This is a genomic window from Pseudomonas sp. UBA1879, assembly GCF_002338065.1.
Classification (GTDB): domain Bacteria; phylum Pseudomonadota; class Gammaproteobacteria; order Pseudomonadales; family Pseudomonadaceae; genus Aquipseudomonas.
This window is the reverse complement of sequence record NZ_DDHJ01000025.1, coordinates 115,960-139,654: the sequence shown is the minus strand read 5'-3', so window position 1 is coordinate 139,654 and position 23,695 is coordinate 115,960. Positions and strand designations below refer to the sequence as shown.

12 protein-coding genes are annotated in these 23,695 nt (G+C 60.6%); 9 read left to right on the top strand and 3 right to left on the bottom strand.

Annotated elements, in window-relative coordinates:
• The 9 genes from B3N48_RS26340 to B3N48_RS26300 form a co-directional block, all read left to right on the top strand.
• Positions 1–7,951: cadherin-like domain-containing protein (locus B3N48_RS26340; RefSeq protein ID WP_296188707.1), on the top strand; the 7,951-nt coding region annotated here is incomplete at its 5' end.
• Positions 7,952–8,008: 57 nt separating this feature from the next.
• Positions 8,009–8,347 carry a tryptophan synthase subunit beta gene (locus tag B3N48_RS26335; RefSeq protein ID WP_296188705.1) on the top strand — a complete coding sequence of 113 codons (339 nt, stop codon included), beginning with the start codon at positions 8,009–8,011 and terminating at the stop codon, positions 8,345–8,347.
• An 82-nt stretch (positions 8,348–8,429) separates the two neighbouring features.
• Positions 8,430–9,350 (top strand): DUF4214 domain-containing protein, encoded by a 921-nt coding sequence (locus tag B3N48_RS26330; protein WP_296188703.1) that lies wholly within the window; start codon positions 8,430–8,432, stop codon positions 9,348–9,350.
• Positions 9,351–9,568: 218 nt separating this feature from the next.
• Positions 9,569–11,623, top strand: coding sequence for an ArnT family glycosyltransferase (locus B3N48_RS26325; RefSeq protein WP_296188702.1), 2,055 nt, complete (start codon positions 9,569–9,571; stop codon positions 11,621–11,623).
• A 206-nt stretch (positions 11,624–11,829) separates the two neighbouring features.
• On the top strand, positions 11,830–13,068 hold the full coding sequence (locus B3N48_RS26320; protein ID WP_296188701.1) for an ABC transporter ATP-binding protein: 1,239 nt from the start codon (positions 11,830–11,832) through the stop codon (positions 13,066–13,068).
• Positions 13,052–14,578 (top strand): class I SAM-dependent methyltransferase, encoded by a 1,527-nt coding sequence (locus B3N48_RS26315; RefSeq protein ID WP_296188699.1) that lies wholly within the window; start codon positions 13,052–13,054, stop codon positions 14,576–14,578. Before B3N48_RS26320 ends, B3N48_RS26315 begins: the two co-directional genes overlap by 17 nt.
• Positions 14,575–15,672, top strand: a complete 1,098-nt coding sequence (locus tag B3N48_RS26310) for a glycosyltransferase family 4 protein (RefSeq protein ID WP_296188697.1) — start codon at positions 14,575–14,577, stop codon at positions 15,670–15,672. The genes B3N48_RS26315 and B3N48_RS26310 overlap by 4 nt, the downstream gene beginning before the upstream one ends.
• A 6-nt stretch (positions 15,673–15,678) precedes the next feature.
• Positions 15,679–16,635: a GDP-mannose 4,6-dehydratase gene (locus B3N48_RS26305; RefSeq protein ID WP_296188695.1), complete on the top strand. Its 957-nt coding sequence runs from the start codon at positions 15,679–15,681 to the stop codon at positions 16,633–16,635.
• A 78-nt stretch (positions 16,636–16,713) separates the two neighbouring features.
• On the top strand, positions 16,714–17,856 hold the full coding sequence (locus B3N48_RS26300; protein ID WP_296188694.1) for a glycosyltransferase family 4 protein: 1,143 nt from the start codon (positions 16,714–16,716) through the stop codon (positions 17,854–17,856).
• A gap of 132 nt (positions 17,857–17,988) precedes the next feature.
• Here the strand turns inward: B3N48_RS26300 and B3N48_RS26295 are convergent, their stop codons facing one another.
• The 3 genes from B3N48_RS26295 to B3N48_RS26285 all read right to left on the bottom strand — a co-directional run bounded on the left by B3N48_RS26295 (position 17,989) and on the right by B3N48_RS26285 (position 23,221).
• Positions 17,989–20,349 carry a DUF4214 domain-containing protein gene (locus B3N48_RS26295; protein WP_296188692.1) on the bottom strand — a complete coding sequence of 787 codons (2,361 nt, stop codon included), beginning with the start codon at positions 20,347–20,349 and terminating at the stop codon, positions 17,989–17,991.
• A gap of 455 nt (positions 20,350–20,804) precedes the next feature.
• Positions 20,805–21,797: a hypothetical protein gene (locus B3N48_RS26290; RefSeq protein WP_296188691.1), complete on the bottom strand. Its 993-nt coding sequence runs from the start codon at positions 21,795–21,797 to the stop codon at positions 20,805–20,807.
• A gap of 8 nt (positions 21,798–21,805) precedes the next feature.
• A complete protein-coding gene (locus tag B3N48_RS26285; protein ID WP_296188690.1) occupies positions 21,806–23,221 on the bottom strand; it encodes an MBOAT family O-acyltransferase in 1,416 nt (471 codons plus the stop codon).
• Between the last annotated feature and the right edge of the window lie 474 nt (positions 23,222–23,695).

The window sequence follows — 23,695 nt, the reverse complement described above, 5'->3', positions numbered from 1 at the left end:
CGGTAAGCTGACCTACAGCGACTCGGACACCCCTGCCGACCAACTGAAAGTCACGCTGACTAACGGCAGCGACAAGTACTACGTCATCAGCGGCAACGACGTACTGCTGACTGCCGATGGCATTGCGGCCGTTAATGCGGGCACCCAATTGCCTGCGATCCAGGTTTCCGTCAGCGACGGTATCAAGTCAACCCCGGCCAGCGACACGCCGAAGGTGGTCCTCGATGCAGCGCCTGAAGCTCAAAACAGCTCGGCCACCGGTCTGGAAGACGCACCGCAAATCGCCGTCACCTTGCACGGGAACGACACCGACGGCACGGTGAAATCCTTCGTCATCAACAGTCTGCCGGACAACGGCACGCTGTACAGCGATGCCGCGATGACGATCAAAGTCGCAGCCAACAGCACCATCGCCGCAGGCTCCGATGGCACCGTGACGTTGTACTTCCAGCCGAATCACGACTGGAACGGTGATACGACCTTCAACTTCAATGTCGTGGATGATCTGGGCAAGACCAGCGCCAGCGCCGCAACGGCAACGATCACGGTTACCCCGGTCAACGATGCTCCAATCATCGACCTCAATGGCCCCGACACGGTCGTCGGCACGCCGAACGGCGTCGATTACACCACCACGGTTACTCAAGGCCAGGCAGGCGTTGCGATTTCGGCAGCGGCTGTCACGGTCACCGACGTGGATAACACCACGCTGAAGTTCGCGACGGTCACGCTTAGCGGTTCACAGACCGGCGATGCACTGGACGTCTCCAAAGTGGCGACGCTGAACAATGGCGTCGTGGCCACCGAAACCTCGCCGGGCGTGATCACCCTGACCGCCAGCGCGAGCGGTACGCCGACGCTGAAGGACTTCCAGGACGCGATCCACGCCATCACGTTCAGCACCACCTCGACCGTTACCACGCCACGCACCATCACCGTGACCGTGGACGACGGCGCGGATAAGGATCACTCGTCTTCGGCGACCACCACGATCAACGTGCAAGGCGCAGCGGGCGGCACCATCGTCGGCGACGAAGATGCGACGCAAACCGTGACCTGGGATTCGCTGGGCGTCAGTTCGTCTGCCTCGCCAGCATCGGGCATTGTGATCACGTCCCTGCCGACCGCAGGTTCGCTGGTCTATAAGGGCCATACGCTGACGGCATCGGATCTGGGGAGCAACGGCCTGACCATCAGCAAGGCTGACATCACGGGCAACCAGCTGCAGTTCGTGCCAGTTCACAACGCCTCGGGCATCAGCCCGGACTATGCACAACTCACGTTCAAGCCGGTCTTCGGCTCGGGCGCAGATGCCGTCACTGGCAGCAACGCGATTCTGCACATCGACGTGAAGCCGATTGCCGACGCACCGAATTTGGACCTGGGCTCGACGGTGCTGCCAGGCAATGCCGCGACACCCGCGCCGACATTGCCTTCCACCGGTCTGACGCAAGTCACCTGGGTCGGCAACCTGAGCGGTCTGCACACCGATGGCGGTGGCGAACCGACTGCCAATTTGAAAGCGGTGTTCGACGCGGCTGCGTCGAACAGCAGCCTGGCACACAGCACCACTACCGTTGCCAACTACGTGAGCACAAATGTCGCGCAAGGCACCGGGTCGCTGACCACGGGCCTGATCTACCTCGAAGCGGGCAAGTCGTACACCTTCAGCGGTCACGGCGATGACAGCCTGCTGATCAACGTCGGTGGCACCAACGTGGCGACCGCCAGCTGGAACGTCCAGTCGGGCAAGATCATCGGCAGCGCCTACACGCCAGGCGTGTCGGGCTATTACACCCTCGAGCTGTATCACTACAACCAGAGCGGCCCAGGCAACTACGAAGTCCAGATGTCGGTCAACGGCGGCGCAGCAACGCCACTGGGCAGCAGTGGCGTCCCGACCTACAACTCGATTGCCGACTTGCAGGCAGCCGGCATCGACGTCAGCGCGCTGAACGTCAAAGGCAACGCCGTTGAAGGTTTCTACACGGGCTATCCACTGAACGAAGGCACTGCGGGCAAAGCGATTTCGCTGGTTTCCATTTCGCCGGCGCTGACCGACACCGACGGCTCTGAAACGCTGAGCGTTAAAATCAGCGGCGTGCCTGCGGGCGCAGTGTTGACTGACGGCAAGACCAGCGTGACAGCCGACGCAACCGGCGTGATCGACGTCACGGGCTGGACGCTGTCTTCGTTGACCATCACGCCAAAGGTCGGCACAGCCAACTTCGACCTGAAGGTCACGGCCACGTCTACAGAGAAAGAGAACGGTGATCACGCCGAAACCTCCAAGACACTCTCGGTCATCGTGCACCAGCCGGTTAACACCGCACCGGTGCTGGATCTGGACACCACGACGCTGGGCCATGACTACAGCACCACGTTCACCGAAAAAGGTAATCCGGTGTCGATTGCTGGCTTGCAAACCAGCCTCACCGACCACGACGGCAGCACACTGAAGTCCGTGACGATCACGCTGACCAACGCCAAAACGAGTGACTCGCTGAATCTGGGTAGCCTCGCTGGTCTGCATGGCATCACCGCCGACACCAGCACGGCGGGCAAGATCGTGCTGACCGGTACCAGCGCAACCACCTTCGCGGATTACCAGGCTGCTATCAAAAACATCACGTACAGCAACTCCAGCACCAACCCGGACACGACGCCGCGCACCATCACCATTACCGTCGATGACGGCACGGGCACTGCAACGGCGACGTCGAGCGCGACCACCACGGTTAATGTGGTGCCGGTCAACGACGCCCCAGTGATCGACCTCAACGGCCCGACCGCTGCAGGTAATGACTTCGCTGCGACCGCAACCCAAGGTCACACCGGTGTCGCCATCGCTGCACCGACCACGCTGATCACCGATCCGGATGGCACCACAATCAAAGGCGCCATCATCGACATCGACGCCGCCAGCCTGAAAACCGGCGACAAGCTGACCGTGGGCACGCTGCCAACGGGCATCACCGTCGATGCGTCCAAGTCGAGCGCGACTCACATCGAACTGACGGGTACGGCTTCGCAGGCTGATTACGCCACCGCCATCAAGGCGATCACCTTCAGCACCACCGACACCACCAGCACGGGCAACCGCACCGTCAGCGTGACGGTCGATGACGGCGGCACCGGCACCCATACCGGTTCGGCCAACACGGTGATCTCGGTCAAGGCCAACGCCGCGCCGGTCATCGACCTCAGCGGGCCAGGCACCGACACGGCACATGCCGGTAACGATTACGTCACCAGTTATACCGAGAAGAGCGCCGTTGGCACGTCCATCGCTGACAGCACCCTGACCCTGATCGACAGCGACAAGGACAGCGGCACCGTCTATACCGTGACCGTTACCCTGAACAACCCTGTTGCAGCGGATGGCGACAAGCTGACCCTCGGCGCCTTGACCGGTGGCATCACTGCAGACACCTCGACAGCAAACGTCATCGTGTTGAAAGGCACCTCGGCGACCTCGCTGGCCGACATTCAGAACGCGATCAAAAACATCACGTTCAGCAATACCAGCAGCAATCCGAGCGTCGCTGATCGCACCGTGACCGTGAAAGTCGATGACGGCAGCGGCACCAATGCCGTCGGCAGCGCGACCACCACGATCAAGGTGATCCCGACCAACGACGCGCCGGTCCTGGATCTTGACACCGCACAAGATGGCACGGGCTACGCGGCCAGCTACGTTGCAGGGCATGCGGGTGTGGCCATCGCAAACACCACCTCGCTCTCGAGCGTCAGCCTGAGCGATGCTGACAACACCACCTTGAGCAAAGTGACCGTCAGCATCGATGGCGCGAAAACCGGTGACTTGCTGACGGCCGTAGCGGCCAACATGCCGTCCACAGTCGTGGCCAGCGCCTACAGCAATGGCTCGATTATCCTGACGGCCGCCACAGGCAAGACCCCAACCCTGGCCGACTTCCAGAAAGCGATTCAGGCGATCACCTTCAGCACCACCGACAGCAGCGCCACATCGCGCAACATCAACGTCATCGCCGACGACGGGCAAGACAAGAATCATGCCTCGAACACCGCCGTCAGCACGATCACCATCGCGCCTAACATTGCGCCGGTGATCGACCTCAACGGCCCAGGCACTGATGACGCTCATAAAGGCAACGACTACAGCACCACGTTCACCCAGAAAGGCGGGGCCGTGTCCATCGCCGACACCGGCGTGCAGATCAGTGACGCCAATGGTGACAAGATCGCCAGCGTCACCGTGACCCTCAACAACCCTGTCACCGCGGATGGCGATAAGTTGAGCATCGGCACCGGCCCTCTGGCAGGCGGCATCGTGGTCAGCCAGTCAGGTAATGTCATCACCCTCACGGGCAATGCGTCGACGACCTACGCCAACTATCAGGATGCACTCAAAGGCATCACCTACAGCAACACCAGCAGCCATCCGGACACCAACACCGTGCGGACGGTGACCGTGGTCGCCAACGACGGCACCGGCACGTCCAATGCCACATCGAGCTCGACCACGTCGATCAAGGTGGTCAACCAGCCACCGGTGGCCGTCGACGATGTCGGCACTTCGATTTCCGGCCTGCAAGGCAACTACTACGGCTACAAGGAAGGCAGCGGCAGCGGCTTCGATGGCCCGAACCTGGGCACCATCAAGCAGGCGATGGACTTCATCGCCAGCCACAACGCCGATGCTTCTTTCACGTCGACATCGGTCAACTACCTGAGCAGCACCTTCGGCAATGACCTGGGCCGCAGCGGCAACCTGGACGCCTTCCTGGGCAAGGGCAGCGCCGACCAGGCCTCGCTCGTGTACACAAAGGGAAGCACCCAGACCACCACCAGTGACGCGATCATCGAGCTGTCCGGCAAAGTCACGCTTGCGCCTGGCAACTATGCGATGAAGGTAACGGCGGACGACGGCTACATCGTGCTCATCGACGGCAAACAAGTGGCTGCCTTCGATGCGAACACATCGCTCGCCACCAAAGAAACCCGCTTCACGGTCACGGGCGGCACGTCGCATGACATTCAGATCGTCTATTGGGATCAGGGCGGCTACGCAAAACTTCAGGTTGCGGTGGCGCCGGTCACCAACAACACCGTCGGCACCTATAGCGTGTTGGGCAGCGACGCGTTGCCGACGTCCCATGGCACGCTGACCACGCTCGAAGATCAATCGTTGGTCATCAAGGCGAGCACGCTGTTGGCCAACGACTCAGACCCGGACAGCACCACGCTGACGATCAACTCCCTTCAGGGCGGCGATCCGAAAACTCCGGCGTCGGTATTCGACAACGGCAAACTCGTCGGCTCCGTGGTCATGGACGCGACCGGCAACGTCATCTACACGCCTGCCAAAGATGTCTACGGCCTGGTCAAGTTCAGCTACACCATCACCGATGGGGCCAACACCTCTAACGTGGCGTATGTGACGGTCAACGTGTTGCCTGTCAACGATGCGCCCGTGCTGGACCTCAACACTGCCGATGGCGCGGCCGCAACCGGTTATGCCAACACCTTCACCCTGGGGCATGAGGGGGTGGCAATAGCCAGTGCAGTGGGGATTTCGGACGTCGACAACACCACGCTGCAGTCGGCAACGGTCACCATCAATGGCTTCAAGACAGGCGACACCCTGGCGTACGGCGCGCTGCCAGGCTCCATCTCGGTGACCAGCAACGCTGCCGGTGTCCTCACGCTGACCAGCAAGAACGCCGGTGGCAGCTCACTGGCCGACTTCCAGGACGCACTCAAAGCGGTCACCTTCAGCACCACCAACACGGACGCCACCCGTACCCTCAACGTCGTGGTTAACGATGGCGCAGGCAATTCGAACACCGCAGTCAGCACCATTACCGTGAAGGCGAACGTGGCACCCGTCATCGACCTGGACACCTCCGATGGTGCATCCAGTACCGGTTACGCCAGCACGTACACCCTGGGCGGCGACGGTGCACCGATCGGCAACCCCGCGAAATCGGGCGTGGCTCTGACCGATGTCGACAACACCACCCTGAAGTCGGTGACGATCAGCATCGCCACCGCACAAACAGGCGATACCCTCGACATCTCCAAGGTGTGGGCATTGAACAATGGCGTCTCGGCGACTGTGAGCAACGGCGTGGTCACGCTGGCCAGCACGTCGACCTCCGCGCCAGCGACCCTCGCGGCCTTCCAGGATGCGATCAAGGCCGTCACCTTCAGCACCACGGACACGACCGTCAGCACGCGCACCATCAACGTGGTAGCGAATGACGGCCAGGCGAACAGCAATACCGCCAGCAGCACGATCACTGTCAACGCCGGGACGTTCAAGACGACTGAAGGCACGGCTGACGCGAACATCCTCACCGGCACCGCCGCCAACGACATCGTCGTGGCCGACGTGCATGCGATCAAACTGGTGGCCGGTCAGAACTACAACATCGCATTCATGCTGGACAGCTCGGGCAGCATGAGCGCCATTCTGGATCAGATGAAAACCCAGCTGACATCGGCTCTCAATCAGCTCAAGGCCGCTGCGACGACCGTTGGCGCAGGCACCGTGCAAGTGTTCCTGGTGGATTTCGACAGCACCGTGCACAAGTCCTTCACGCTGGACCTGAAGAACTACAACCTGGACAACTTGAAAGCCAATTTCCTCGACAGCATGACCAGTGGCGGTGGCACCAACTACGAGGCGGTGTTCCAGGCCACGCAGAACTGGTTCACCAGCTCGGCGGCCACCAGCAACACCAATGCCCAGAACCTGACGTACTTCATCACCGACGGCTCGCCGACTTTCACCGTCGACAGCAAAGCCACGCTGCACCCGACGTTGATCGACTTCTACAACAACACGAGCGACGACGTGACGCTCGATCAGAAGCTGAGCAGTTGGCAACAAGGCACGGCCCTGAAATCCAACGGCGTGACCATCATCACGGCGAACGGTGAGGTCTATCAGTACGTCCAGGACAAGAACGGTAACTGGAGCTCCAGCATCATCGGTGCGGTCGACGGCAGCGCAGGCAAAAACGTCTATACCGCGACCGGCGGTGACGGCGCGAACACCACCAGCGACGTCAGCGCGGAGTCGAAGGCCGCCTTCGCCTCGCTGCAAACCGAGGCTCACACGGCGGTGGAAGCCATTGGCCTGAACAACACCAAGAACACGCCGGTCACCAGCACGGTGCTCAATGACTACGACAGCAACCAGCATTCGCAGTCGAGCATCGACGTCTCCAAACTGAGCGATTCCATCCTCAGCAAAGAAACGTTGGTCGGCCCGGGCAACGACACGGTGAACGGCGGTGACGGCAACGACATCCTGTTCGGCGACCTGGTCGATTACACCTCGAAGGCAGGCACCGCGCTGCAAGGCATCTCGGCACTGAAGGCATTCGCGGCGGACACACTGAAAGTCGACGTGTCGACGATCACCGACAAGGCGTTGCACCAGTTCATCACCAGCCACGTCGATGACGTGGCCACGCTCACCAACAGCTCGAACACCACTGGCCTGCCCGATGGCAACGACACGCTGTTGGGCGGCAATGGCGACGACATCCTGTTCGGCCAGGGCGGCGACGACATCCTGATCGGCGGCAAGGGCAACGACATTCTGGTGGGCGGTCCGGGGGCGGACACGTTCGTGTGGAAGCAGGGCGACCTCAACACCAACGGCGGCATCGACGTCATCAAGGGCTTCAGCCAGACCGACAAGGACAGCATCGACCTGCGCGACCTGCTGCAGAACGAATCGGACGCGACCATCGACAACTTCCTTAAGTTGACGACCGCATCGGACGGTTCCGCTCAATTGGCCGTCAGCTCCACAGGCCAACTGAATGCGGCTGGCGGTCTGGCCAATGCGGACGTGACGATCAAGCTGGACAACGTGCACTTCTCGTCATCGACTACGATCAATTCATTGATCGCAGGCGGCGACGCGGCAACCATCAAGGTCGATCACCACTGATAGCCCGCTGGCGACCGCTTCGGCGGTCGTCAGTTTTCGGATTACCGAGGACGAACCATGTTTCACGTTCAACGCAATGCCCAGGGAGCGTTGGTGCGGGTCGAAGCCACAAGCTTTGCCGAGGCCACCGCGACCTTGCCCGCCGACGATCACGAGATCCAGGCATGGTTCGCCAACGAATCAGTGGAAAACAGCCTCAACGCCCTGAAGCTCAGCGACATCGAAATGATTCGGGTACTCGACGACCTGATTCAAGTCCTGACCAACAAAGGCGTACTGCGCATCACTGACCTCCCCCCTGCCGCGCAGGCCAAGTTGATGGACCGTAACCGGGCTCGCGTGGCATTGGGTGGGTTGAGTAATTTGATCGATGACGAAGAGACCGGATTAGTTTGAGTTGCACTTTGTCGGGGCTTTGACGTCAAATCCGTCCGCTATTGCATAATGGCCAATTGATTTGACGGAGAAGGACTCCTCCATGACCACTGTGACTTACAACTTGCCGATCAACGTTTACGATCTGGACGATTGGTATAACCCCTACACCTACCTTTCCTACGCGAACTCGTCAGCGTTTCAATTGACTGACGGTTATCACACCCTGAACTACTCGGGCTTCGGGTTTACCTACGGCGCATCGGGTGTGACAGGGGGCACACTGACGGGCCTGAACTGGATGCAGGGCGGCCAACCGGTCTTCAGCGTCACAGGCCTCAGCACCAGCTATAACACGCTGCTCAACTACGCCTTGGCGGGTGACGACGTGGCCATTGGCGCGCTGGCACTCAAAGGCAATGACACCTTCATCGGCTCGTACGGCAACGATGATTTCTACGGCTACACCGGCAACGACACCTTCAACGGTAACGGCGGCATCGACACGGTCTGGTACGACAGCGGCAAAACCACCGCCGTGATCAAAGCCACGTCCACCGGCCACACCGTCATCACACCTGGCAAGATCGACACGCTGATCAACATCGAACGTCTGGAGTTCGGCGACGGCAGCTCGCTCGCCCTCGATGTTCAGGCAGGCCAGAATGCGGGCTCGGCCTATCGCCTGTATCAGGCCGCCTTTGACCGCACCCCGGACACTGACGGACTGAAATACTGGATCGCCGAGATGGATCAGGGCCAGAACCTTGGCCAGATCGCGCAGAGCTTCGTCAACAGCGCCGAGTTCAAGACTTTGAATCCGGGTCAGGATCAAAACTCGATCATCAACAATTACTACCTGCACGTGCTGCACCGCAGCGCTGACGAAGCAGGCTATCAGTACTGGAACACTCAGATGGCCAAGGGCATGAAAGCCAATGAGGTGCTGGTGTCGTTCTCGGAAAGCCAGGAAAACCTCAACAACACCAAAGCCGCCCTGGACGGCGGCATCTGGTTGAGTTGATCAGGTGACTGCGGCGCGATGGCCTCATTGAGGCCGTCCGCCGCAGCACAGGCCGGTGTTTGTAAACCTGAATTAATCAGCCTGGCCTGTTAACATCCTGCGTTTTTTCAATCACGTATTCGCTTTCCCGGCCTCGCGCGGCGTCGACAGTCGATCCGGACCGGAACAGGTTTCAGCTCGCTCGCTGTTCAGGCGTGGCAAACAATGGACGATGGTGTATGACCCGCCTCACGCAACAGCACAGAAATGCCTACGCGCTACTCGCACTGATCGCTTTCGTATTCTTCCTCCTTCTTCTGAAAAACAGCGGCCTGTATCCCTTTGTGTTTGGCGATGAATACACGTACAGCCGCTATTCCCGCCTGCAGCCGCTCTCCGACTCGCTGATTCCAGGCTACCTCTACCTCGCCATTTACCGGCTGACGAGCCATTGCGGAGCGGATTTCCTCGGCTGCGCGCGGATGCTCAATGCGTTGTTTTTCGTCGCCTCGGCCCCTTTTATCTATTGGGTGGCCCGACGCGTCGCGTCATTCGTCCCGTCGCTGCTGATCACCCTGTGCGCGATGGCCGCGCCGATCAACATCTACACCGCCCACTTCATGCCAGAAGCGCTGTACTTTTTCGGGTTCTGGGTTTTCGTCTGGTGCATGTCGCGCGCCATCGCCGAGCGCTGGACAGACTGGGCCATCGCCGGGCTTATCCTCGGGTGCACGGCGTTGGTCAAACCCCATTCAATGCTGTTCGTCCCTGCCCTGCTGATTTACATCGGCTACCTGTCGACGCGCCGTCATGATCGACCTGTCGCGACGGCCGCTCGGAACACCGGGGTATTCCTGCTCGGGGGGCTTATCGCCAAATTCGGCATCAGCCTGCTGATCGTGGGGCCGGCCGGGCTAACGTTCTTCGGCCCTTCCTACAACCGTATTGCCTCGACCACCACGACGGGCCTGGACCGCGTGATCGAACTGGCCCATTTAGCGTTGATCAGCCTGGGCGGCCATGTTCTCGCCGTGTGCCTGCTCATGGCCCTGCCCTTGGCGGTGGCGTTGCAGCGAGGGTTTTCCTCGCTGCGTACCCGAGAGTGCCCGGACCCTGCGAGACGCCTGTCGATTCTCGCGGTGCTGTTAGTGGCCAATCTGCTCCCGGTGGTCGCGTTGTTTTCCGCGTCCGTGGTCAACTCCAGCGTTTTCGAATCCATCAGTCGCCTTCACATGCGCTACTACGATTTCATGTTCCCGTTGCTGTGGATCGTGGTCGCGTCGCAGCTGACGAACGCTTCCTCCGCCAGCAGCCGCAAATGGCGACTTGCGCTTGCAGTGATCATCGCCTTGCCGATGCTGTACGGCATCGCTACGCAACTGGAGCCCTTCAAACCCAATTTCATCGATGGTCCGGAAATCTTCGGCTTGATCGTCAACCCTCCGACCTTTTATGCGCTGGGGCTTGCCGGGCTGGTCGCATTGGGTGCATGGGCCTGGTCGCCTCGCGTTGGCGCCGTGCTGTTCATTTATGGCGTCATGCCGGTAACCATGGTGCTGTCGAACACATGGGTCACCCGCGAGCAGCGTGTTCATCTTGTGCCTGACGTCTTTGATCGAGCGGGCACCTTCGCCCGCCAATACCTGAACGCCGACGAACGCGATCACGTGGTGGTCATCGGCAGCGACATGGGCGGGATGCTCAAGGCGACCTTCTACATGGACAGCGCCGAGATCACCCACGTGCAGGTGTCGGACGACAATCACTACGACTTCAAGGGCCTGCCGGCCCACAAAAACTGGGTACTCTCCATCGGTCCGTATGTGCCCTACGCCGATGGCAGGCCGCAGGTGGTGATGCCCGGCTTTACGCTGACCAACATCGATGACGGTCGGAAGCTGGATTTCCGCTTTCCCGTTTCCAACCACATGGTGAGCCGCGTGAGCGGGCTGTGGACGCCAGAAGCCTGGGGCGCCTGGTCGGTAGGGAACAGCGTGAACCTGGACTTCGCTCGCCCTTTGCCCGACAAATTCCGTCTGCACTTGAAGGCCAGCGCTTTCGGCCCGAACATCGGCAAAGCGTTCGTGCTGCATACCGGCGACAGCCACACGCCGTTCACATTGACCGATCAGGCCGCCGATCGGGTCTTCGAGGTCGATAACCCGCTGCGCTCGAGCAGCGTCAGGATCGACGTGCCCGTCCCGACCAGCCCTGCGCAACTGGGCATGACGGCGGATGAGCGCGCACTCGGTATGGGGCTGGTCAGCCTGTCGATCGAACCTCTCGAGCCTTGAGGCGGTCTGTTGTTCTCGCGGTGGGCGCCGGTCATGCCCCCTTGCGAACCGCCGAGCGAGTCCCTTCGACCGCTGCTGAATGACGCGCAGATGCTCGAAACATTCACTCATGTTAGGCTCCGCCTCCTGATTCTTCAGCGCACGCGGCCGTTCAGGCTGCGAACGCCTCCTGAAATCACCCCCTTTTTCGATTAAGAGTTGCACGCATGCTTGAAGTGGAAAATGTCTGTAAGGAGTTCAAGCTCTACAGCAGACCCTGGCACCGGCTCAAGGAAATCGTCCTGCGCCGCAGTTTCCATCGCACTCATCGCGCACTGGACAACGTCACCTTCCAGGTTGCCAGCGGCGAGACCCTGGGCATCCTCGGGCGTAACGGCGCCGGGAAATCGACCCTGCTGAAAATGCTCAACGGCGTGCTGTTGCCGGACGCAGGCCAGATCAAGATCACCGGCCGCGTGACCGGCCTGCTGGAACTGGGCACCGGCTTCGACCCTAACCTCAGCGGCCTGCAAAACATCGTCGGCAATGGCCTGCTGCTGGGCATGACCCGCCAGCAGATCGACGAGCGCCGTGACGCCATCGTCGAGTTTTCCGAGTTGGGGCCGTTCATCCACGAGCCGATTCGCACCTATTCGTCCGGCATGAACATGCGCCTGGCGTTTTCCATCGCCATCCACGCGGACCCCGATACGTTCCTGATCGACGAAGCCCTGTCGGTCGGTGACGGCCACTTCCAGCAGAAATGCATGCGTCGCATCAAGGAATTCCGGGCCAAGGGCGGTTCGATCATCTTCGTTTCCCATGACCTGAATGCGGTCAAGATGATCTGCGACCGGGCCATCGTTCTCAGCGGCGGGCATGTGGTTGCCGATGGTCACCCGGAAGATGCGGTGAACATCTATAACCAGTTGCTCGGCGCCGACGACGAAGACTACAGCGAACGCAAGCACATCGAAGAGCATGGCTACGGGTCGCGTCAGGCCTACATGGAGCGCGTCACCTTCGTCGGGCAGAATTCCCAGAGTACGATCCTCGCCAGCGGCGATACCGGGGTGCTCGACGTGGTCATCGCGGCTGATCACGACCTCGATGACGTGTCACTGGGCCTGATGATCCGCGACCGTTTCGGTCAGGACATTTTCGGCACCAACAGCCACTACCTGAATACCCCGATCGCCATGAAGGCGGGTGAGCGGCGGACCCTGCGTTATCGGTTCCCCATGCGCCTTGCGCCTGGCAAGTACACCATTACCCTGGCGCTGCACGATGGCGCCGACCATACCGCCAACTGCTATCACTGGCACGACAATGCCATCGGTTTTGAAGTCGCCGGCATCACCGGGACTTTCTTTGGCGGCATCTGCGATCTGGCCGCAACGCTGGAACAACTGCCCGCCCCGACCGAGACCACCGACGGAACCGTAAGCAATGCTGATACCCAATAACCCTGACCTCGACTTCCAGGAACTCAATCGCCGAATTGAAGCAGAGGTTCAGCGTTATAAGCTGGACACCCGCGAACGGCCGATGCCGGCTTTCGACCCCTCCCCGGCGCCGGTCTTCGACCGTCCTTACCGCTGGATGGAATTGATCCAGCTGGAAGACGAGCCGCTACTGTTGGCCGCCTACCCAAGCCTGTTGGGCCGCAAGGCCGAGCGCAGTGAAATCCAGCAGGGGCTGCATCAACTGCGCTCCGGCTTCGACAAATTCGAAGTGCTGGCAGGCCTGCGTTATTCGCCGGAAGGCATCGCGCACGGTGCTGAAGTCCACGGTTTGCGCAAAGCCAAGCTCAAGAACACCCTGCGTCGCATCCCGGTCGTGGGCAAGCTGCTGCTGAACGCCTACGCCATTGCGTCTACGGAATCCCGCAGCCGTTACTACGTTGCGCGTCTGGACCTGCTGACCCGCCAGCACAAACTGCAAAACGATGGCCTGGCGGCTCAGCGCGATCAAATCGAGCAGCAGGCCCGCCAGATCCAGATTCACAATGAGCACCTGGAAGAGCTCGGCCATTACGCGAACGAGCTCAACGGTTATCTTCAGGCGCAGCAACGCGCGCTGGATGGTCAGCAACGTGCGCTCGATGCGCAGAACGTCGCGTTCGATCAGCAAACCGACTACATCAAACGGCTCGAAGCCGAACTGGACCAGCAGCGCCTGGTTCACCAGGAACTGCGCGCCCGCCTCGGCCATCTGGAACGCGCCCCGCGTCAGGTGGCAACGCCGGTGTCTGCCGAGTCGTCCGTGGTCGCCACTCAACCGGCCGCCTCGAATCTGGTGCCGAGCAGCATTCCGGACAGCTTCTATCTGGCCTTCGAGAACCGCTTCCGTGGCGATGCTGAAACCATCCGCGAGCGTCAATCGTATTACCTGCCGATTCTGGAAAAGATCGCCCCGCTGACGGCCGGTCTGCCGCTCGTGGACATTGGCTGCGGTCGTGGCGAATGGCTGAACATGCTGCCTGAGGCTTACGCGCGCATCGGCATCGATCTCAACTCGATGAACGTCGAAGCCTGCCACGAACAAGGCCTCAAAGCCGTACAACAGGATGCGCTGGTCTGGCTGGCTGAACAGCCGGAAAACAGCGTTGCGGCCATTTCTGCGTTCCATGTGATCGAGCACTTGAGTTTCGAGCAGTTCAACATGCTGCTAGACCAATGCCAGCGCGTTCTGGCGCCCGGTGGCACGATCATTTTCGAGACGCCGAACCCGGAAAACATAATCAGCGCAGCAACGCATTTCCACACCGACCCGACGCACATCCACCCGCTGCCGCCTGCGTTCACCGAGTTCCTGGTCGAGTTCAAAGGCTTCGAGAATGTCGAAATACACCGCCTGAACCCGATCCCGCGTGAATACGCCCTCAACGAAGACAGCGAAGTCGCCCGTCGTTGTGATGCACTGTTCTACGGTCCGCAGGATTACGCGGTCACGGCTCGCAAGGGCCAGCTATGACCAACAAGCGTATCGATCAATTTGCAGCAACGGTCGCAGCGGGAGATGGGGTCACCAACGGTTTGCTGTTCACCCGCAGCCTGCTGCGCGATCTGGGGTTCGAATCGGACATCTACAGCTTTTCGATTCCCGACCAGATGGCCGGACAGGTGCTGCCTGCGCGCACGTTCCACTCGTCCCAATGTTCGCTGCTGATGTATCACCACTCCATGGGCCACGACCACGGCCGCTGGTTGTTGCAGCAGAAATGCCCAAAGGCGATGGTCTATCACAACATCACGCCCCCCGAGTTCTTCCCGGAAGGCGGAGGCCTGCGCCGTTACGCCGAGTTGGGCCTGGAGCAATTGCGGGAATGGCGGGAAGAATTCGTCCACGCGCTGGCCGACTCGCCGCTCAATGAAAGCGAACTGGTGGAAGCCGGTTACACCCGCAGCAAAACCTTGCCCCTGCTGGTCGACACCCGCCGCCTTGAAGGCACCAAAAGCCAACCGGCGTTCATGCGCCAGCAGCCCGACGACACGCGCTTTTATCTGGCAGTGGGTCGTCTAGCAGAGAACAAACGCCAATACCTGCTGATCGAGGCGTTCTACCACCTCCTGCAAAACCAGGGAACGGCCGAACAGCCCGCGCAACGGCTGATCATCGTCGGCGGCACCACCAGCGAGGCCTATGCCCGCGGTTTGCACCAACACGTGCGCAATCTGGGCCTGCAAGACAGCGTGCTGCTGGTGGGCAAATGTTCTGAAGCCGAACTGCGCTGGCTGTACCACACCGCCCATCAATACTGGTGCGCCAGCGCCCACGAGGGTTTCTGCATGCCGCTGCTGGAAGCGAACTATGCTTCGCTTCCTGTGGTCACACAGGCTCGCTCGAACATTCCCGACACACTGGGAGAAGGCGGACTGCTACTTGAGAGCGATGATCCGGTGGACTTTGCCATGGCGGCACATTTCCTGAACACCGAACCGGGGCTGTATGAAGCCATGGTTGCCGCAGGGCATCGCAACCTGCTTCGCTACGAACGTGAAAACCTGCGAACAGCGTTGTCTCTCTGGCTCGAGCAGCTTGACCTGATTTCTCCAGTGAAGGAGTAAGACACCGTGCCACGCCTACTACTGACAGGGGCCAACGGATTCGTTGGCAAAATTCTGACCAGCCGCCTGCAAGGCGCCGGTTACGAAGTGCTCGCCTTAGGGGGCAATGTCAGTCCTGCACAGAGCATTGCCGACAAGTACGTCACCTGCGACATCCGTGATGCCAGTGCGCTGGCGCAGGCCGTGGCCGATGCCAAGCCAACGCACATCATCCATTTGGCGGCGATTTCCCACGTACCGACCAGTTTCAAGGAGCCGCTGCTCACTTGGCAGACCAATGTGATCGGCAGCATGAACCTGCTCGAAGCGATCCGGCAGCACGCGCCCGACGCCTTCACGCTGTTCCCCAGTTCCTCGGAAGTCTACGGCGCGGCCTTCAAGTCAGGTATTGCGGTGGAGGAAGACACCCTTCCCCAGCCGCTGAACCCCTATGCGGCGAGCAAAGTCGCGGCGGAATATGCGTTTCGCGAGTATTTCCGTCAGGGTCTGGACGGCGTGATCGCGCGCCCGTTCAACCACATCGGCGCCCAACAGAGCCCGGATTTCGTCACGGCCTCGTTCGCCCGTCAGATCGCCTTGATCGAAGCGGGCCAGCAAGCGCCGGTGCTCAAGGTCGGTAACCTCGAAGCCATTCGCGACTTTCTCGACGTGCAAGACGTGTGCGACGCCTACATTCAGTTGCTGAACCTGGCGGGCAAACCGGGGCATCCGCTGTGCCTGAACATTGCCAGCGGTCAATCCCGCAAGATCCGCGACGTGCTGGAATTGCTGCTCAAGCAAAGCCGGATGCCGATCACCGTGGAACAAGACCCCGAGCGTCTGCGCCCCTCCGACATTCCGATCGCAGCCGGCAACAACACGCTGCTGAAACAGACCACGGGGTGGCAACCGGCGATCCCTCTGGAGACGACCCTGAGTCAGTTGCTGGATTACTGGCGCGAGCAGGTCAAGACCCACCCTTGAACGACCTCACCGCCGCGGGCCAATGCACTGCGGCGGCAACGCCCTTCGCCTGACACTTTGATTCGAGTACGACAACACATGGAAATTGGCTTGGGCTGCACCGTTTGGGCTTCCGGCGAGCGAGCTGGACACCTCGACGGCATCGGCACTTATTCACGCGCGCTGTGGCAAGGGCTTAGCAACATCGCAGTCGATACAGATGTGCACATCAAACCGTACGCATTCGGACGCGATCTGCCGACCCTGCCGTGCGGCCAGCCTGAGCAACTGGCGCCACGCTTTCCAGTGCACGCGCTGCTGAGCGGTTTTCTGAAACTGCCGTTGCGCAACTCCGCAGCCATTCGCAAAAACGTCGACCTCTTTCATGCCCCTGACCACCACATCCCGCGCATTGCCGGCGTGCGGACGATTTCCAGCGTCATGGACGTCATCCCGATGGTGCACCCGGAATGGATCAAGAACGACCTGCGCGCCCTGAAAAGCTGGTTATTCAATTCAGCGATCCGGCAATCGGATCACATCATCACCATCTCCGAATTCAGCAAGCTGGACATGGTCGAACACCTGGGCCTGCCCCCGGATCGCATCAGCGTGACGCCGTTGGGCGTTGACCCGGTTTACTTCGAGCGTATCGACAGCGAAATCCGCGATGCCGTGTTGGCCAAACATGGCTTGAAACCGGGGTTTTTCCTGTTCGTCGGCACCCTGCAACCGCGCAAGAACCTGCCACGCATTCTGCAAGCGTTCGAGCAACTGCCAGCCGATGTGCGCAAAGAGCACCCGCTGGTGATCGTGGGGCGCGACGGCTGGAACAACGAAGACCTGCTGCCAAAATTGCACGCCCTGGAACAACGCGGCGAAGGCCGCTGGCTGAGCTATCTGCCGCAATCTGACGTCATGGCGCTGCTGCAAAGCGCAGTAGCGTTGACCTTCCCTTCGCTGTACGAAGGCTTCGGCCTTCCCGTGATCGAAGCCTTCGCGGCCCGCTGCCCGGTCATTGCCTCAAACAGCACCTCATTGCCCGAGGTCGCGGGCGACGCTGCATGGATGGTTGATCCCTACGACGTCGACAGCATCAGCGCGGCCATGCAGGCTCTGCTGAACCAACCGGCCCTGCGCGAAGAGAAAATCGAACTTGGCCTCACCCGCGCCCGGCACTACACCTGGCAAGAATGTGCCCGCCAGACCCTGGCGGTGTATCGCAAGGTGCTAGGCCGATAAATCGGGGGGACACCGGGTTTAGCGCCGCTCGCAGGCAAGGGAGCGCGATGGCAAAACCGGGCTTGGGGAAGGTGTGGCAAACCCTGCGCACACGATGCACATGACGCACCGCGCGCGCAGGTCTGGCCCTTATCAGGCTGGCAAGGCAGTGACCAGGTGCGACACATCCACATTGGCATCCGCCACGAACACGCCTACCTGTTTGATCGCGTTTGTTGTGGTGTCGGCATCCCAGATGACCAGCGTCCCGGCGTCCGATCCGGTGGATGCGGTGTACACGCCCTCAACCAGCGCAACGCCTTTGAGCAGCGCGAAGTGCCCGTCGGTGATCGTGTGGTTGCCCGCCGGATCCAGTGACAAGGTGTCCTGCCCGGTCAGGCCGAAGGCGTGCAGATCGATCTTGTCGGTCGCGCCCGCGAAGTTATTGAACATGTCCACCGGCTCCGTGCTGCCGAACCCCGTTCCATCGAAGCTGAAGGTCGCGGCGCTGCTCAGCCCGGCGAACGACATCGTCACCGCGCCTTCGCTGATAGCACCGTCCAGCAGGTCAGCGGCGTCGGATGCTGTGGCAGTCAACGCGAGACCGTTGATGCCGTTGGCCACGTAGTCGGCGGTGTTGGCCACGGTATCGACGATCGAGAAGTGCCAGTTCGACGTATCCAGCGTCGGGATTGCAGCCACCTTGCCGACTTGCGCCAGCGTCACCGAATCGCTCACCGTCACTTCTGACGCGTGCTGCAGGTAATCCGAATGCGTGCCCTGTGCATTGGCAACGATGTTTTCACCCGTGTCCGTAATGCTGTAGGCCCAGAAGTCATCGTCCGTGACCTTACCCAGCGCATCCCGCTGCGCAAGGCTCAGGTTTCCTGCGTCGTCGCCTGTCACCGTGACCGAAGAAGGCCCTTTGAGGAAGGTCGGATCGGTGGTGTTGATCGCCAGCAGATTCGTCGCCGTGTCTTGAACTTCGTACTCGCTGCCGCCTGGAATGGCACTGGCCGCCAAGGCCGCCTGAACGCCCGCCACGGAGTCATGAACGATGCTGCTCGACGCCCCGGCCAGGAACGTTGCATCGGCACCGGTCGCCCCGGAGATATGAGCGTAGGTGTCACGCACGATGTAGCCGGGATGGTCTGCAATCGCCTGCGCGCCCGCGTCGGTCTGCAGATTCGCCAGCGTGTCGGCAACGACGATGGTGGAGGTGTTCAGCAATGCGCCAGTGTCTGCAGCCTCGTTGATCTCACTCACCGAATCACGGATGTCGTAGGACCACGCATGGTCACCGGTCAGGGCCACCAGCTCGTTGTAGCCATCCACCGAAAGCGTCCCGGCGGCATTGCCGACGACGCTGATCTTGTCCACCACGCCATCCAGGTAGTACTTGGCCCAGGTCAGGATCGCGAACGACGTATCGACCACTTCCAGATGATCGACGTTGTTGTAGACCGGGCTGTTCGACACGATTTCCTTGACCGTGCCCACCGCCGTCACCGAGCCGTTGTAGCCAGTGGCATCCACGCCGGTGAACGTCGCGTCGCCAACGATTGCCACCGTAGCGTCGCCAGAGGTGACTTTATGCGCCGTCATGTCGACGCGCACATCGGCTGTGCTGTTACCGGCGATCTTCAACACGCCCTGATCGTTCGTTGCAGTCAGCGTCGGGGCTGGATCGACAGGCCCGGTCGGGTCCGTCGGCCCGGTCCCGCCACCGCCACCGCCACCCGTGCCCGGCGTTGCCGACGCCACATCGTTCTGACCCAGCGTCGCAGGATTATCCAGTGCATGAGTATCGGTCAGGGCCGCTGTCGCCACGGTGCCGATCTTGGTCAACAGCGTGTCGAGGTTGGTGGACGAGGTCACACCCGCGCTTACAGTGCTCAGGTAGGTCGCCAAGTCGCCCTGCTCGCCAGGTTGAGCGGTGATCAATGGCGCGACTTTGTCCAGCGTGCTGCCGATGCTGGTGACCTGCGCCGAAGTCAGTTGGCCAGCGGGAATCAATTTGATCAGCGACAGTGCGCTGCTCAGGCTGTCATCGCTGCTGGTGACGGTGTTGATAATCTTCGCCGCCAGCGTGGTGTCGTTGACACCCTGCGCCGCGAAACCGATCCCAACCGCTGCTTTGTTGTCCAGCAGCTTGGCATCGAGCTGGCCTTGGGCGGACGTGTTGGCGTGGGCGCCACTGATGATCGCCTGGATGAACACGTCACGGCTGACGGCCCCGGATGCCAATTGGGTCTGCCAATACTGCGCACCCTCGGTGTCAGCGGAACGGCCCAGCACGTTGCTATAAATAGCCGAGATGAACGCCTCATCGGTGGTGCCGTTCGGGTATTTGGTCTGGCCTTCAGGTTGTTCGTCGACCCAGTTCTTGGCCATTTGGGCAAGATTGATAGCCCCGCTGTCCAGCTGGCCGACCCAGTAAGCCAGGCCTGCTGCATCAGGGGCGCGGTCAAAAAAGGCAGTATAAAGTTGCGCTACATCTGTTTGAGTTGTCATGTGCTGCTCCAATGAGGAAACGACTTATCCGTTCTTATTATCGACAATTAAACAACGCGCTTAGTTAAAACGCGCAGGGTGTATCAAGTTCGGACACAGCACTACAGTAGGCTTCTCTATTACAAAAAACCAAGGTATCTACGGTGATAACTTTCTATGGGCCGACACACTCACGCCAACTAAAAGCAGCGCACCCGTGTCAAAAAGAATTCGTTAGCCAAGCATGTATTTAGGCGTTCTTTAAATGGCGTCAAAGTAAGCCGTCGCCTAAAGAACGCCTGGAAAAAGCGCCAGAAAATAAGCAAAGCTTGGAAATATGCGGGCTTCAGAGGCGTGTCAAATCTTCCACTCGATTCCGAAGTCAGCTTTTGCAGCGAGGAAACGGGGTGGTTCGAGGGTGTTTATTTGTGAAGGCATTGAACTTCGGCCACCGCTGGCAAACATTAACTCCATCATTAATGCGCGGACGCACACTTGGAAAACTCAGGCACCGCCCAACTCAGCAACTGCCGCATATACAGCTGGCGTGATTCAGCATTCAAGTGATAGTTGGTGTCGAAAAAACGCTCTACCGGGTACATCGTTTCCAGCGGCGACCCCACATAGTTCAAACCGTGGGCACGGGCTTGTTCCGGCAACGACTGGTAATAACGCAACTCACGGCCTTGGTGATAAGCAGGTCGGTCCAGCATCGGCGGCGGCACGAAGAGCGCACAGCCACCTGCCGCTGTCACCTCATCGGCCAAGGCCTTCCAGCTTGCCCAATTGGCGTTCCAGCGATGGGCGTCGGCGCCGTAGCGTTCGACTTCAGACCGCTCGACCAACTCGCGCATCCACACCTGTTGCTGACTCGCTTCGCTGTGCAACTGGTCGCCGCGCTGATCAAGGTTCTGCGGCCCGTACAGCCCGCTCACCGCGAAACCCTCGGGCAGCCCGCGATAGCCGCTCAGCACCCGCGTGAGCGGCGTCAGCCACAGCACCTGCCCCAGCTGCGCGGCGTTGACGTCCACATGACGGAAACCGGGGTTCTCCCACCAGTAATCGAGGAATGGGTAGTTGATCGAATAACGCCCGTTGTACATCGGGTACTCGACCGGCAGCAGCACCCAGTCCCCCGGTTTGATGGCCTGCCGTGCATAGTGCTGGATGTACGGCGACAGCACCCCCGCGTTGACCCCTAGGTTGACCACAGGCCTGCCGATAGCGCGCTCCAGCATCCCCGAATCGATGCCGAACATCGCCGCCGATCCCGCAACGACCACCAGTTTCGGCGCCTTGATCGCGTCTGCAATCGCCAGTTTGTAGGCGAAGGCCTGATCGACCCATTGCGTGGTCGGCACCGGGCGCTTGGCCTGCCCGGCCAGGAGCAGCAACCAAAGGCCGACGACCAGCCCAAGCCCCAGTATCAGGCCCAACACGAAACGGCTTACGGCAGCGACTCGTCTCATCGTCGGCCTCAGAAATTGAAATACAGAAACGCGCGATCAGGCGCACCGGCCAGCGCTTTGAGCACCAGAAACAGCCCCACTGCGACAAACACACCGCGCCCCAGCGGGCCGAGCATCAGGCTTAGTCGGCGGCTGGTCGGCGCCGTCAGCGCCAGCGCCAGCAACAAGGCGCAGACCACCGGCAAGCTTTTGTCGATGTGCATGGCGGCCACTTCAGTCAGCAACGTCGCCACATCGAACGTGCCCTGCCAACGCCAGTCGGTCAGGCGTTCGAACATGTGCAGGCTGGTGGTCAATGAATCGGCGCGGAACGGAATCCATGCCAGCATCACCACCAGCAGCGTCAGCGCGACCGCCAACGGGCGCGGCAGGCGCCAACCGCTCAGGTAACGCCAATAGTGGTTGATCACCAGCAGCACGCCATGAATGCCGCCCCACAGAATGAATTGCCACCCTGCGCCGTGCCACAGCCCGCCCAGCAGCATGGTGATCATCAGATTGCCGTTGGCGCGCAGCCGCCCTTTGCGATTGCCGCCCAAGGGGATGTAGAGGTAATCGCGCAGGAAACTCGACAGGGTGATATGCCAACGCCGCCAGAACTCGACGATGGACGCGCTCTTATAAGGAGAGCGAAAGTTGGCCGGCAGTTTGATGCCGAACATCAACCCCAGCCCGATGGCCATGTCGGCGTAACCGGAGAAGTCGAAATACAGCTGCAACCCGTAGCTCAACCCGGCCAGCAGCACTTGCGGCGCACTCAAGGCCTCGCCGCCTTGCGCGGCATTGAACAGCGTTGCCACGCCGGGAGCCAAGGGGTCGGCCAGCAGCACTTTCTTGACCAGCCCCAAGGTCAATAGCGTCAGGCCCAGTTGCCAGGGTAGCGGTCGGCTCAGCCAGCCTCGGGCGATCTGCGGGAACAGCCAGCGGGCGTGGACGATAGGGCCTGCGATCAACTGCGGGAAGAAGCACACGAAAAAGCTGTACTGCAAGACGCTGCCGGTGTTTTTCAGGCGACCTTGGTAGAGGTCGACGTGCCAGGCGATTTTCTGAAACGTGAAGAACGAAATTCCCAGCGGCAGGATGATGTGCCACGTGGCGGCAGACGGCAGAAAACCGAAGAAGAACCCGGCGTATTTGAAGTAACCGAGGACGCAGAGATTGAACACCACGGCAACCGTCAGCCAGAACTTCGCCTGCGGGCTGCCTCGATGTCGAACCTGGCACTTGCCCAGCACGAAGTTGACGACGATCAGCACCAGCAACAGCCCCAAATACCGCCAGCTCCACATGCCGTAGAACACCAGCGAGGCGACGACAATCATCGCCAACGCCGCCCGTTCCAACCGCCAGACGCGCAGGATCACGAACAGCAGGTAAACCGCCGGAAAAAAACCGAGAAGAAAGGCGTAGGAGCTGAAAATCATAAGGAAGACAAATCGGGCATCACATTATTGTTTTGGGCACGTTCAAAGGCTCGGCCATGGCGAAAACGGTATTCCAATCCACATTCCCTTCGTTGCCGTCGCAGGCACGACGGCAGCGACGAGGCCATTACAGCCAACACACCCCCACTGCCCGAAACATCGCAATCGCGGGCAAGCCCACTCCTACAGATGTTGCGTCGATCACACCTCCCCGACACACCCAAGACCCTGTAGGAGACGCCGGAGGCACGACGGCAGCGACGAGGCCAGCACAACCAACACACCCCCCGCCGCCTGAAACATCGCATTCGCGGGCAAGCCCACTCCTACAGATGTTGCGTCGATTACACCTCCCCGACACACCTCAAACCCTGTAGGAGACGCCGGAGGCACGACGGCAGCGACGAGGCCATTACAGCCAACACACCCCCACCGCCCGAAACATCGCAATCGCGGGCAAGCCCACTCCTACAG